Origin of the sequence: Pelomonas nitida, from assembly GCF_043555975.1 — a bacterium.
Taxonomy (GTDB): Bacteria; Pseudomonadota; Gammaproteobacteria; order Burkholderiales; family Burkholderiaceae_C; genus Pelomonas; species Pelomonas nitida.
Genome location: NZ_JBIGIA010000002.1, coordinates 86587 through 100965 on the forward strand (window position 1 = coordinate 86587; position 14379 = coordinate 100965).

At 69.4% G+C, this 14379-nt stretch carries 7 protein-coding genes and 1 pseudogene; all 8 read left to right on the forward strand.

From position 1 onward, the window contains the following. Positions 1–8: 8 nt before the first annotated feature. Positions 9–515, forward strand: a pseudogene (locus ACG00X_RS03005) (Ig-like domain-containing protein); the annotation flags it as partial. 36 nt (positions 516–551) lie between these two features. After that, positions 552–3605: an Ig-like domain-containing protein gene (locus tag ACG00X_RS03010; protein WP_394486781.1), complete on the forward strand. Its 3054-nt coding sequence runs from the start codon at positions 552–554 to the stop codon at positions 3603–3605. Beyond that, complete coding sequence (locus tag ACG00X_RS03015; RefSeq protein WP_394486452.1) at positions 3605–4969, forward strand: efflux RND transporter periplasmic adaptor subunit; 1365 nt, start codon at positions 3605–3607, stop codon at positions 4967–4969. The genes ACG00X_RS03010 and ACG00X_RS03015 overlap by 1 nt, the downstream gene beginning before the upstream one ends. Positions 4970–4971: 2 nt before the next feature. Next, complete coding sequence (locus ACG00X_RS03020; RefSeq protein ID WP_394486453.1) at positions 4972–7077, forward strand: site-2 protease family protein; 2106 nt, start codon at positions 4972–4974, stop codon at positions 7075–7077. Positions 7078–7252: 175 nt separating this feature from the next. Further along, positions 7253–8641 carry a pyridoxal-phosphate dependent enzyme gene (locus tag ACG00X_RS03025; protein WP_394486454.1) on the forward strand — a complete coding sequence of 463 codons (1389 nt, stop codon included), beginning with the start codon at positions 7253–7255 and terminating at the stop codon, positions 8639–8641. Continuing rightward, complete coding sequence (locus ACG00X_RS03030) at positions 8638–9810, forward strand: trans-sulfuration enzyme family protein (protein WP_394486455.1); 1173 nt, start codon at positions 8638–8640, stop codon at positions 9808–9810. The genes ACG00X_RS03025 and ACG00X_RS03030 overlap by 4 nt, the downstream gene beginning before the upstream one ends. 610 nt (positions 9811–10420) lie before the next feature. Further along, positions 10421–13381, forward strand: a complete 2961-nt coding sequence (locus tag ACG00X_RS03035) for a di-heme oxidoredictase family protein (protein ID WP_394486456.1) — start codon at positions 10421–10423, stop codon at positions 13379–13381. Positions 13382–13386: 5 nt separating this feature from the next. Beyond that, entirely contained in the window at positions 13387–14376 is a 990-nt protein-coding gene (locus ACG00X_RS03040; RefSeq protein ID WP_394486457.1) for a glycosyl hydrolase, read from the forward strand. Positions 14377–14379 lie beyond the last annotated feature (3 nt).

Consider the following 14379-nt stretch of genomic DNA (forward strand, 5'->3'; position numbering starts at 1 on the left):
AGCTCGGCGACACCGCCACCCTCACCTTCACGCTGTCCGAACCAGCCACCGACTTCACGGCCGCCGACATCGCCGTCACCGGCGGCACGCTCAGCGGCTTCACCGGCAGCGGCACCAGCTACACGGCCGTCTTCACGCCCAGCAGCGCCAGCGGCACCGTGGCCGTGGCCAGCGGCCGCTTCTCCGACGCCGCCGGCAACGCCAATGACGATGGCGCCGACGCGGACAACACCGTCACGCTGGTCTACGACGGCCTGCGCCCCACCGTCGTCGTCTCCACCGACAAAACCCAGCTCAAGCTCGGCGACACCGCCACCCTCACCTTCACGCTGTCCGAACCAGCCACCGACTTCACGGCCGCCGACATCGCCGTCACCGGCGGCACGCTCAGCGGCTTCACCGGCAGCGGCACCAGCTACACGGCCATCTTCACGCCCAGCAGCGCCAGCGGCACCGTGGCCGTGGCCAGCAGCCGCTTCTCCGACGCCGCCGGCAACGTCAACGACGACGGCGCCGACGCCGACAACACCGTCACGCTGGTCTACGACGGCCTGCGCCCCACCGTCGTCGTCTCCACCGACAAAACCCAGCTCAAGCTCGGCGACACCGCCACCCTCACCTTCACGCTGTCCGAACCGGCCATCGACTTCACGGCCGCCGACATCGCCGTCACCGGCGGCACGCTCAGCGGCTTCACCGGCAGCGGCACCAGCTACACGGCCATCTTCACGCCCAGCAGCGCCAGCGGCACCGTGGCCGTGGCCAGCAGCCGCTTCTCCGACGCCGCCGGCAACGTCAACGACGACGGCGCCGACGCCGACAACACCGTCACGCTGGTCTACGACGGCCTGCGCCCCACCGTCGTCGTCTCCACCGACAAAACCCAGCTCAAGCTCGGCGACACCGCCACCCTCACCTTCACGCTGTCCGAACCGGCCATCGACTTCACGGCCGCCGACATCGCCGTCACCGGCGGCACGCTCAGCGGCTTCACCGGCAGCGGCACCAGCTACACGGCCGTCTTCACGCCCAGCAGCGCCAGCGGCACCGTGGCCGTGGCCGTGGCCAGCGGCCGCTTCTCCGACGCCGCCGGCAACGCCAATGACGACGGCGCCGACGCGGACAACACCGTCACGCTGGTCTACGACGGCCTGCGCCCCACCGTCGTCGTCTCCACCGACAAAACCCAACTCAAGCTCGGCGACACCGCCACCCTCACCTTCACGCTGTCCGAACCGGCCACCGACTTCACGGCCGCCGACATCACCGTCACCGGCGGCACGCTCAGCGGCTTCACCGGCAGCGGCACGATCTACACGGCCATCTTCACGCCCAGCAGCGCCAGCGGCACCGTGGCCGTGGCCAGCGGCCGCTTCTCCGACGCCGCCGGCAACGTCAATGACGACGGCGCCGACGCCGACAACAACGTCACGCTGGTCTACGACGGCCTGCGCCCCACCGTCGTCGTCTCCACCGACAAAACCCAACTCAAGCTCGGCGACACCGCCACCCTCACCTTCACGCTGTCCGAACCGGCCACCGACTTCACGGCCGCCGACATCACCGTCACCGGCGGTATGCTCAGCGGCTTCACCGGCAGCGGCACCAGCTACACGGCAGTCTTCACGCCGACCGAGCCTCTGCTGGGTGCCGCCATGGTCAGTGTGGCCAGCGGCGTGTTCGCCGATGCCGCCGGCAATGTCAACGACGATGGCAGCGACGCGGACAACCGCGTTGTCCTGGCAGTCGACACACTCCCCCCGCCTACGGTCAGCAGTCCAGTGGTCAACGAGGCGTCGCCCTATGCCGTCTTCACGGTCAGTGGCGGCCCCGGACAGACCGTGACGCTGGCATTGGCGGATCGATCGGCGATCGGCGATGGCACGGACTTCGGCAGCCCCGGCACCGGCAATCTCCAGATTTCCGTCGACGGCGGGAACACCTGGGCCAACTACGGCGGCAGCGTGATGCTCCCTGCCCATGGTGTGCTGCTGGCGCGCACGTCCGTCGTCGACGACACCGTCAGCGACAACAACGAGACCTTCACACTGACAGCGACCGCCACGTCCGGCGCCGCCGTCGGCACGGCGACGCTCCGGGATGATGGCAGCGGGGATGTGTTCGCGCTGGATGGCAGTGTCGACACGGACGCGTCGCGTAGCGACGACCGTCCGGTCAGCGTCAGCAGCCCACTCGTCAACGAAGCGTCGGCCACGGCCGTCTTCGTTGTCAGCGGCAATGCGGGCCAATCGGTCAGCCTCACGCTCGCAGCCGGTACCGCAACCGGCGATGGAACGGACTACGGGCCGCTCCTCGAGATCTCGGTGGACGGTGGGCGCACCTGGCTCGCCCATGCCGGCCCCGTCCCCCTGCCCGCCGACGGCCTGCTGCTGGCGAGAACGTCCATCATCAATGACGACCTGCCGGACAACAACGAGACGTTCACGCTGACTGCCACACCGGCGGGTGGCCGCGCCGCCAGCGGCACGGCCACCATCCGTGACGACGGCACCGGCAGCATCTTCAATGCCGATGGCAGCGTGGACGAGCGCGCGATTGCGGACGATGACCGGCCGCTCAGCGTCGACAGCCCCACAGTGAGCGAGGCGTCACCCTTCCTGTTGTTCAACGTGAACGCGGCCGCCGGCCAGCGCATCGATCTGGCGCTGGAGCCGGACTCGGCTGACGTCGGTTCGGACACGGGCACGGCGCTGGAGGTCTTCGACGGCACCGCCTGGCGCGCCTACACGGCGGGGAGCCTCGTGACGGTGGGCCCCAGCGGTCGCCTGCTGGTGCGCGTCGCAATCGTCAACGACAGCGCGCAAGAGGGCAGCGAATCATTGCGGCTCGTGGCCCGCAATACCGCCGGCACGCGCGTGGCAGGTACGGCCACCATCAAGGATGACGGCAGCTCCGCCAACGTCTTCAACGCCGACAACACGACGGGCACAGCCACCCTCGGCGCGGCCGACGACGACCGCCCCAAGCCGGTTGAGCCCCCCATCGTGGTGCCGCCGCCGGTGGTGGAGGCCGTCCCACCCGTCGAGCTGCCGACGCCGCAACCGGTCACCGCATTGCCGCCGCCCATCGCGCTGGTCGAGCGCATCGCGGCGGACATCGCGGCGCCGTTGCCGGGGCGCATCGCCGATGCGCTGACCGCGTCGTCGGGGTTTCGCGTCGTCGTGATCGAAGCGGATACGCCCAGCCTGACCGTCTTCATGGGCATCACCGACCAGTTCGTCCAAGGCGGGCGCGTCAGCAGCTTCACGCTGCCGGCCGATGCGTTTGCCCATACCCAGCCGGACGCCAGCATCAACCTGACCGCCAAGCGGGCGGATGGCGCAGATCTGCCGGCCTGGGTGAGGTTCGACGCGCGGTCGGGCACCTTCCAGATCGACGCTCCGCCGACCTTCGATGGCGAATTGCAGGTCGTCATCATCGCCCGCGACGCCGAAGGGCGGGAGGCTAGAACCATCTTCAAGATGTCGGTCGGCAAAGGTCAAAAGACATCGCTGGGACGCCCCGGCCTGAGCGCGCAGATGCGTGATGCCGCGCATTCGCGTCCGGGCTGGCTGGGCGGTCGCAGCGCGGGAGTCGCGGCCTGATGGAGGTCGCCGCCGGAGCGCCGGTCGCGCGGCTGTACGAGCTGGTTCGCCGAGCGCGACTCGCCGCCACGCCGCGAGAGCTGGCCTTCCTGCTCGTCAACGACAGCCTCGCACTGCTGAACTTCCGGCAGGCCGCACTGTGGTCGGCGGAGGCAGGCATCGACTGCCTGTCGGGCGTCGTGCAGGCCGAAGCCAACGCGCCCTATGTGCAGTGGCTCACGCGGCTGTCCGACTACGTCGTGACGCGCATGCCGGCTGGTGGCGCGATGAGTGCCGGTGACCTGCCCGCGGAACTCGCCAGCGAATGGGACACCTGGTGGCCGGCATATGCGCTCGTGCTGCCGCTGGGCAAGGAGGGTGAACCGCCGCAGGGGCTGTGGTTGCTGGCCGGCGAAGCGCCTTGGCCCGAACAGGACGTGGCGTTGGCGCGTGAGTGGTCCCATGCCTGGTGGCACGCGTTCCTCGCCCTGCGCAAGCAGCGACTGATGACCCTGACCGATTGGCGCCGGCGGCTGCTGCCAGGCAAGCAGGACGGTGATGTCGAGCGCGCACGCTGGTGGCGGCGGCCGGGGCCGCGCTGGATCGCCGCGCTGCTGATGCTGGCGGCGTTGCCGGTGCGACTGACCGTTCTCGCCCCCGGCGAGCTGGTGCCGGCGCACCCTGCCGTGGTGCGCGCGCCGCTCGACGGGGTGATCAGCAGCTTCCAGGTTCAGCCCAACCAACGGGTGAGTCAGGGCCAGGCGTTGTTCGGCTTCGATGAACTGGCCATCCAGGGGCGGCTGGACGTCGCCCGCCAGACGCTGGCGACCATCGAGACGGAGTATCGGCAGGCCTCGCAACAGGCGCTCGCCGACATGCGCGTGAAATCGCAGCTCGCCCTGCTGACCGGAAGAATCGACGAGAAGCGCGCAGAGGTTGAATACCTGCAGGAGCAGTTGGCGCGCGCCCGGGTCCTGGCGCCGCAGGCGGGCATCGTGCTGCTGGATGATCCCAGCGAATGGATAGGCCGGCCCGTGACGATCGGGGAGCGCATCTTGCGCATCGCCGCGCCAGATGACGTCGAGATCGAAGCATGGCTTCCGCTCGGTGACGCTGTCGACCTGGCAACGGATGCCGAGGTCAAGCTCTACCTGAACGCCACGCCCTTGGCGCCCGTCACGGCCCGGCTGCGCTACTTCGCCCACGACGCCGTGCAGCGGCCAGATGGCAGCTACGCCTATCGGATCAGGGCCACGCTCGACGCTGGCACGACGCACCGTGTCGGTCTCAAGGGCGCCGCGAAACTTCATGCCGGATGGGTGCCTCTGGCCTATTGGGCGCTGCGGCGGCCTATGGCCACGGTGCGAGTGACCCTGGGGCTGTGATCATGAGCCTGCCGGTGCTGCGCGAGGAACTGGACCTGCTGCCGGGCCCATGCCTGCCCGACGGCCAGCCGAGCTGGACCCTGCACGATCCGGTGAGACAGCTTTTCTACCGACTGGACTGGCCCACGTTCGAAATCCTGCAGCGATGGTGGCGACGCGATGGCCAGGCCATCGCGGCTGAGGTGAGCGCGCAGACGACGCTGGACATTCAGGCGAAGGACGTGGAGCGTGTCGGCGAGTTCCTCATCGCGCATCAACTCACGCGCCCAGAGCCCGGCCTGGCGCGGCAATGGGCCGAGCGCTGGGCCCGACAGCGGGGCTCGCCACTCCACTGGCTGCTGCACCACTACCTGTTCTTCCGCATTCCACTGCTGCGCCCGGATGCCTGGCTGGGCCGCTGGCTGCCGGTGGCTCGCCTGTTCGGCCGGCCGGCTTTTCGCCTCCTCACGCTGGCGGCGTTGCTCTTCGGCGCCACGCAGGTCGCACAGCAGTGGAACGCCTTCCAGAGCTCGCTCGTCGACGCGTTCAGCTGGGAGGGCCTGGGCGCCTATGGCGCAGCATTGTTTCTGACCAAGCTGGCGCATGAACTGGGGCATGCGTTCACGGCCAAGCACTATGGCTGCCGCGTTCCGACGATGGGGCTGGCATTTCTTGTCATGTGGCCGGTGGCGTACACGGACACCAACGAAGCCTGGAAGCTGACCGACGCACGCCAACGCCTGCGGGTGGCTTGCGCGGGCATCGTCACCGAACTGCATATCGCCGCCTGGGCGACGGCCGCCTGGGCGCTGCTGCCTGACGGCGCCTGGCGCTCAGCCGCCTTTGTGCTGGCCACGACCAGCTGGCTCACCACGCTCGCGGTGAACATGAGCCCGTTCATGCGCTTCGATGGCTATTTCATCCTGTCCGATGCGCTGGACATGCCCAATCTGCACGAGCGCAGCTTCGCGCTGGCGCGATGGCGACTGCGGGAACTGCTGTTCGACCTCGCCGAGCCCGCGCCAGAGCTGTTGCCGCCAGCACGCACGCGCGCCCTGGTCGCCTTTGCCTGGGCCACCTGGATCTATCGCGCCCTGCTGTTCCTTGGTATCGCCCTGTTCGTCTATCAAGTCGCGTTCAAGGTCCTGGGCGTCGTGTTGTTTGCGGTGGAGATCGGCTGGTTCTTGCTGGCACCGTTGCTGCAGGAATGGCGGGCCTGGCATCAGCGCTGGGCCGTCATCCGGGCTCGACGGCGCACCCGGTTCAGCGCGGCGCTGCTGGGAGCCGCGCTGTTGCTGCTGGCACTGCCCTGGCCCACCCGCTCCACCGCCACGGCAATGCTGCGTCCGGCCGACATCTGGCCGGTCTACGCACCGGGCCCGGCGCGGCTCGACGCCCTGCCCTTTCGGGAGGGACAGGCCGTGCCCGCTGGCGCCGAGCTGCTACGGCTTCACGCCCCCGAACTCGCCCAGCGGCGCGTGGCGTTGCTGGCACGACTGCAAGGCCTGAAATGGCAGGCGGCCACGTCCGGCTTCGATGCGGATGCGCGCAACCGGCTGCTGGTGAACGAGGACGCTGCGGCGGTGGCGCGAACCGAGCTGGCGAGCATCGACGACGAGCTCGCCAATTACCGGCCCACGGCGCCATTCGCAGGCCTGCTGCGCGACGTGGACCCCGACCTGCGCGCGGGGCAGTGGTTGAGCCGACGCGAGCGCATCGGCCTGCTCGTACGGGACGACGGCCGCTGGATCGTCGAGACCTGGGTGGACGAAGACATGGTGAGGCATGTCCGCCCCGGGGATGCGGCCTTGTTCGTCGCGCCAGGCTTGCCGTTGCGGGCCGTCCGGCTCAAGGTCGTGGCCATCGACCGCGACACCTCGCGCACCTTGCCTCGGGCCGAGATGGCAACGCAGGCCGGCGGACATCTGCTGGTGCGTGAGAAAGGCGGACTGCTCGTGCCGGAGCATGGCGCCTACCACGTGACGCTGGCTGTCCAAGAGCCCCTGCCCCGCACGCTGGGCGCCCAGTCCTGGCGTGGTCAGCTGTCGATCAACGGCCCCTGGGAGCCTCCGCTGGCCCGCTATGGGCGCCAGGCTCTGGCCGTTCTGGTGCGCGAGGTGAGCTTTTGAGGGGCAGCCATGCCAGCGCGGCGCCCGGCAGCCGATACGACGGCGAGCCGGCGTGTCGCCAATCAACGAAATCCGTACAAGCTCATGCGGAACGCATCGTTGGCACGCGAAGGCTGACTTCGTAGCGTGCGAGGCCTTGACACTCGGGCCCGCTCGCTGCGGGCTCCACGCTTTCATGACCGCTCGACTCCCGCTGGAGGCCCGGCCCGCGGTGCTGGACCTCATCGGCAACACGCCACTGCTACCCGTGCAGCGCCTGGACACCGGCCCCTGCCAGCTCTTCCTCAAGCTCGAATCCCAGAACCCCGGCGGCTCCATCAAGGACCGCATCGGCCTGGCCATGATCGAGACGGCCGAGCGGGACGGCCTGCTCAAGCCCGGCGGCACCGTTGTTGAGGCCACGGCCGGCAACACCGGCCTGGGCCTGGCGCTCGTGGCCCGCGCCAAGGGCTATCAGGTGGCGCTCGTCGTGCCGGACAAGATGTCGGCCGAGAAGGTGCTGCAGCTCAAGGCGCTGGGCGCCCAGGTGCACCTCACCCGCTCCGATGTCGGCAAGGGCCACCCCGACTACTACCAGGACGTGGCCGCCCGCCTGGTGCGGGAGATCCCCGGCGCCTGGTATGCCGACCAGTTCAACAACCCCGCCAACCCGCTGGCGCACGAGACCACCACGGCGCCTGAGATCTGGCAGCAGATGGCACACGACGTGGATGCCATCGTCTGCGGTGTCGGCTCGGGCGGCACGATCACCGGCCTGTCGCGCTACTTCCAGCGCGTGCGGCCGGGCATCGAGATGGTGCTGGCCGACCCGGTGGGCTCCATCCTGAAGGACTACATCGACACCGGGCATCTCAAGGACGCCGGCTCCTGGGCCGTCGAGGGCATCGGCGAAGACTTCATTCCGCCCATCGCCGACCTCGGGCCGGTGCGCACCGCCTACAGCATCCCGGATGCCGAGAGCTTCGCCACCGCGCGTGAGCTCTACCGTGCCGAGGGCATCCTGGCCGGCTCCTCCACCGGCACGCTGCTGGCCGCAGCGCTGCGGTATTGCCGCGCGCACACGACGCCCAAACGCGTCGTCACCTTCGTCTGCGACACGGGCACGCGTTACCTGTCCAAGGTCTACAACGACCACTGGATGTTCGAGCAGGGCCTGCTGCCGCGCCCGCGCGTGGGCGACCTGCGTGACCTCATCGCCCGGCCGGCGGCCAGCGGCGGTGTGGTCAGCGTCAGCCCGGGCGACACGCTCAAGACGGCGTTCTCGCGCATGCGCCAGGCCGATGTGTCGCAGTTGCCGGTGCTGGCCGAGGGTCGGCTCGCCGGCCTGCTGGACGAATCGGACCTTCTCGCTCGCCTGCACACCGAGGCGCACGCCTTCGCCGCGCCGGTCGCCAGCGCGATGAACGCCGACGTGATCACCCTCGCACCCAACGCGCCGCTGGCCGACCTGGCCGAGCAACTGCGCCGCGGTCTGGTGGCCGTCATCGCCGACGACGCCGGCTTTCATGGCCTGGTGACCCGTGTGGACCTCATCAACCACTTGCGCAAGGAACTCGCCGCATGAGCACCGAACAACTGGCCTTCGACACCCGCGTCATCCACGCGGGCCAGCACCCGGACCCGGTGACCGGCGCCGTGATGCCCGGCATCTCCGTCAGCTCCACGTACCGGCAGACCGGCCCCGGCGAGCACAGCGGCTACGAGTACGGGCGCACCCACAACCCCACCCGCCAGGCCTGGGAGCGCGCCGTGGCCGACCTGGAGGAAGGGGCCCAGGCCTACGCCTTCTCGTCGGGCCTGGCGGCCATGGCGACCGTGCTGGACACGCTGCCGGCGGGCTCGCACATCGTCGCCGGGGACGACCTCTACGGCGGCAGCTACCGGCTCTTCGAGCGCGTGCGCAAGCACAGCGCCGGGCTGCGCGTCAGCTATGTCGACAGCCGCGACCCGGCGGCCGTGCGCGCGGCCCTGCAGCCAGGCACCCGGCTGATCTGGATCGAGACACCCAGCAACCCGCTGCTGCGCCTGACCGACCTGGCGGCCGTCGCGCGCATCGCCCGCGAACACGGCGCACTGGCCGTGGCCGACAACACCTTCGCCAGCCCCTGGGGCCAGCGGCCGCTGGCGCTGGGCTTCGACCTGGTCGTGCACTCGGCCACCAAATACCTCAACGGCCACAGCGATGTCATCGGCGGCGTGGCCGTCGTCGGCGGTGAGCTCCGGCAGGCGGCGCTGCGCGAGCAGCTCGGCTTCCTGCACAACGCCATCGGCTCGGTGGCCGGGCCGTTCGACAGCTTCCTGGCCCTGCGTGGTCTGAAGACGCTGTCGCTGCGCCTGGAGCGGCACAACGCCAGCGCGGCCGAGCTGGCGGCGTGGTTGAGCGAGCAGCCGCAGGTCGAACGCGTGCTCTACCCCGGCCTGCCCAGCCATGCGCAGCATGCACTGGCGAAAACACAGATGCGCGGCGGCGGCGGCATGATCAGCGTGGCGCTGAAGACCGACCTCGACGGCGCGCGCCGCTTCCTGCAACGGGTCGAGCTGTTCACGCTGGCCGAGAGCCTGGGCGGCGTGGAGAGCCTGATTTCGCTGCCGGCGCTGATGACCCATGCCTCCATCCCGGCCGACGTGCGCGCGCGGCTGGGCATCACCGATGCGCTGGTGCGGCTGTCGGTAGGCGTCGAGGATGTGGCCGACCTGCGCCGCGATCTGGCGGCCGCGCTTGCTGCGGTGTGAGCCGGCCCTAACCGATACGCGCCGCGCTCCGGTAACCGGCGCGAACCTGGCTTGACGTCTCAAGGGCATGTCGATGCCGCGGCATGGGCGTTCAGGGTGGCGCGTGGTACGGCCTTGCAGGCGCGAGGCTTGCATACCAGTCGAATGCCGCATCGCGGCGCTCGCGTGATGACTTTTGGCACCCAGCTGGGCGTGCGCGCCTCGCTGGCGAAATTGTTGGAATTCGTCGCAAGCATGTCGGCGCTGGCCACTCGCGCTGCCGTGGCCCTAACAGGCGGCCCGACGACTGGACTGCTCGCTCCGCAGCCAAACCAGCGCACCGCCTGTAGCGGTGCGGCTCAGCGCGTGAAAAGTGGTATCTCGTTTGCTCGCCATGTCGGCAAGCCTCGGCGTTAGCAAATTCGGCAACGGATGTTGCGGCTTGTTTCAAGCTGCAGACAAGGCGGTGTGGGTGCTTCGCCGGTCGCGTCGTATCGTGCGCGCCATCCAGAAGCGGCCTGAACCGGCCCGCTGAAGCCATCCCTAGGACTGCAGTTCAACGGCCCAGATCGGAGCCGGGATGCTGCGGTCACCTGGCCGGGGCTGGCGACACCGACCACGTGAACCGACCATGACCTACCCTGTCGAGATGCCCAAGCGGCCCTGGCGAGCGACCGCCCCAACCCTTCTGGCGGCATTGATCGCCGCCGCCCTGGGCACCGGCTGCGGTGGCGGCGGCGGTGGGTCTGCCACGCCGCCTTCGGCCGAGCCGCCGGCGACCCAGCCCGCCACGCCGCCTTCGGCGCCGGCATCGTCGGCCAGCGCGCCTGACCCGGTGCTGGAGTTGCCGCCGGCCACCACGCCAGTCGAACTCCCGGGTAGCGGCTCCACCACGCCGATCTCTCAACTGCCCGTGTCCATGCAGCTGCCGGCAGGTACCGACGTCAGCAAGCCCGGCGCGGTCGTTCGCGTGAGCAGCGCCACGTCCTCGGCGGTCGAGGGCGCCAACACGGCCGGCCTCGCCATCGACGGCAGCATGACCACACGTTGGGCCAGCGCGAAGGACGATGCCGCCTGGATCCAGTTCGATTTCGGCACCAAGACGGCACTGGGCTATGTGAGCCTGTCCTGGGAAAACGCCTACGGCAAGGAATACGCCATCGAGGGTTCGGACGACGGCACCACCTGGTACCAGATCCGCTACGTGACGGGCGGCAAGGGCGGCACCGAGGAGTTCTTCAACCTCAACGCCTTCGTCCGCTACGTGCGCGTGCAAGGCGTGGCCCGCGCCACGCAGTACGGCTACTCGCTGTTCGAGGTGAGCTTCAAGTCGCCGGGCAGCGACAACACGCTGCCGGCCATCGCGACGACGGCGCAGCAGTTCCCGGCCGATGGCTCGGCGCTGGCGCCCGCGCCGGCCGTGCAGGCCCCGCTGGAAACCGTGCAGTTCACGCTGCCCGACGGCACGCTGGTCACCCGTTTCGGCATGGTGGGCCGTTCGCGCCACGCCCGTGAGCGCGGCGAGGACTGGAACGAGATCGGCTTCGGCGTGAACGACACGGTGGACGCGGCCGGCAATGCGAAGGACAAGGGCCCCGGCGCCTACCTGAACTTCGTCGCGAACTACTTCAAGAACCGCACCTGGGGTGTGGAGTTCATCGACAACAGCCGTGTGGCGGGCGTCACGAAGCCCACCATCATCGTCAACCAGTACTACCAGCAGGCGCAGCGTGGCGGTGGCCACTCGTTCTTCCGCCGCTACGACACGCCGGGCGTCACCGGCTACGGCTGGATGTCGCCGGGTGACCTGTTGGACGACACCACCTACACCGACGGTTTCAAGGACGTGGCGTCCTGCCCCGTCATCAAGAAGCCACCACAGGACGCGCTGCTCAGCCCGAACAGCGGCTACGCCGGCGTCAAGGGCGCCAACGACGGCTGCAGCGTCGTGCTGGACACCGTGCCGGGTCACTCCGACCTGTCGGCCAACGCCGATGGCGTCATGGTGCCCAACGGCAAGACCATCGCGTCGCGGGCGCTGAAGGTCGGCGATGCGATCGAGTTCACCGGCTCCTTCTTCTCGACGCGTGCGGCGATGGACGCCGTCGGCGACAGCGGCGCGGTGCGCTACTACACGAACGAGGTCACCTACGTCGTTGGCTCCGGCCTGCGCCCCTGGTACGGCGTGCAGCCGCGCCTGATGAACGCGCCGCTGCCCGAGGAAACACTGCAGGGCGGTACGGGCTCCGTGTCGTATGACTACGCCGACAACGGCGCCTTCATGTTCCAGCAGCCGAACAACCAGATCGGCATGCAGAACATGCAGCGCTTCGTCGAAGGGCGCCGCCTCATCCACACCGACATGTGGACCGGTGAACACAACGAGTCAGGCAACGACCGCAACGACGCCGCCGTCGGCCTGCAAGGCCCACGCTTCAACAAGTCCAGCTGCTTTGCCTGCCACATCGGCAACGGCCGCAGCCTGGCGCCGACCGCCATCAACCAACGCCTGGACACGATGGGCGTGCGCGCCGCGGCGCTGAACGCCGACGGCAAGCAGGTGCCTCACCCGACCTACGGCGTGGCCGTGCAGATGAACGCACGCTCGCTGAGCACCGGCGCGCTGCAGGACTGGGGCACCGGCGTTCGCGTGGCGGGCTTCGACGTGCGCAGCGTCAAGCTGGACGACGGCACCGTCGTCGAGCTCAGCAAGCCGCGTGTCGCCTTCGACGGCCCGACGCCTGCGGCCTACTCGCTGCGCTCCGCCCAGCCGATGATCGGCATGGGCCTGCTGGAAGCCGTGCCCGACGCCGACATCCTGGCGCGCGCCCGCACCACGCCCGATGCCGACGGCGTGGTGGGCATCGCCAACTTCGCCTACGACCCGGAAACCGGCGTCGTGCGCCTGGGCCGCTACGGCTGGAAGGCCTCCAAGGTGAGCCTGCGCCACCAGGCCGCCGGTGCGGCGCTGCAGGACATGTCGGTCACCTCGCCCGTCTTCCCGAACCGTGACTGCCTGTCGGGCAAGTGCACGCCGTCCAAGGTCGAGAAAGGCCTGACCGAAGACGACCTGACGCTGATCAGCCGCTACCTCGCGCTGCTGGGCGTGCCGGCGCAGCGCAGCCAGGTGAGCGGCTTCCCGAAGGGCGTGTCGCCGCTGCCGGACCTGGACGTGAACCCGACGCAGGTGGCGTCTGGTGCGCGCGTGTTCGAAGCCAGCCGCTGCACGACCTGCCACGTGGCGTCGATGAAGACCGGCAACGGCTCCGAGTTCGCCGAGCTGCGCAACCAGCTCATCAAGCCCTACACCAACCTGCTGCTGCACGACATGGGCGCCGACATGGCCGACGGCTTCGTCGAAGGCCGCGCGACCGGCACGATGTGGCGCACGTCGGCCCTGTGGGGCATCGGTTACACGGAGCGTGTCGCTGGCGCGGCTGGCAAGGTGGGCTATCTGCACGACGGCCGGGCCCGCACGCTGACCGAAGCCATCATGTGGCACGGTGGCGAAGGCGCCAGCAGCCGCGCACGCTTTGCCGCGCTGTCCAAGGCCGACCGCGAAGCCCTGCTGGCCTTCCTGAAGTCGCTGTAAGCGCCATGACCGCCGACATCGACCGCCTGGCCCGCCGCAAGCTGCTGGCCGGCGCCCTCTCCTCCCTCGCCACCGTGAGCCTCACCGCTTGCGGCGGTGGCGGCAGCGACGCGCCGTCGCCCTCCCCGAGCCCCGCGCCCAGCCCCGCCGCACCCACACCGGCACCCACACCGGCACCTACGCCGGCACCTACGCCGGCACCTACGCCGGCACCTACGCCGGCGACCAAGAGCGCCAAGCGTGGCATCGCCTACGACCTGGCCACGGCGGAGGACTTGCAGGTCCTGTCACCCGGCGTGACCTGGTGGTACGGCTGGGGCCAGAAGCCGAAGTCCACCGTCCCGACCGACTACCGCAGCAGGTATGCGATGGATTTCGTGCCCATGCTGTGGCGCGAGTTCACGGCGTCGGACATCGAGGCCTTCCTGGCTGCCAATCCCAGCATCCAGTACCTGCTGCTGCTGAACGAGCCCAACCTCGTGGACCAGGCCAACCTGACGCCACAAGCCGCGGCGCAGCTGTGGCCGCAGTACGAGGCGGTCGCCAAGAAGACGGGCGTGAAGCTCGTCGGGCCGGCGATCACGTGGGGCACGATGTCGGGCTATGCCGACCCGGTGGTCTGGATGGACGCGTTCTATGCCGCCTATGCCGCCGCCAACGCCGGCAAGGCGCCGCAGATCGACTACCTGGCCTTCCATTGGTACGACTACGGCCTCAAGGACCAGCTCGACAGGCTGACCAAGTACGGCAAGCCGTTCTGGGTGACGGAGATGGCGAACTGGCACAACGGCGACGGCAGCGCCCAGATCGACACGGTGGCCAAGCAGAAGGCCCAGATGGCCGAGATGGTGGCGCTGTGCGAGAGCCGCGCCGATGTGTTCCGCTACGCGTGGTTCACGGGTCGCTGGAGCAACGACACCCACTACACCAGCCTGCTCGCCGCGAATGGCCAGCTGACCGAGCTCGGCAGCTACTACCTGAGCCTGCCCTTCTGAGGC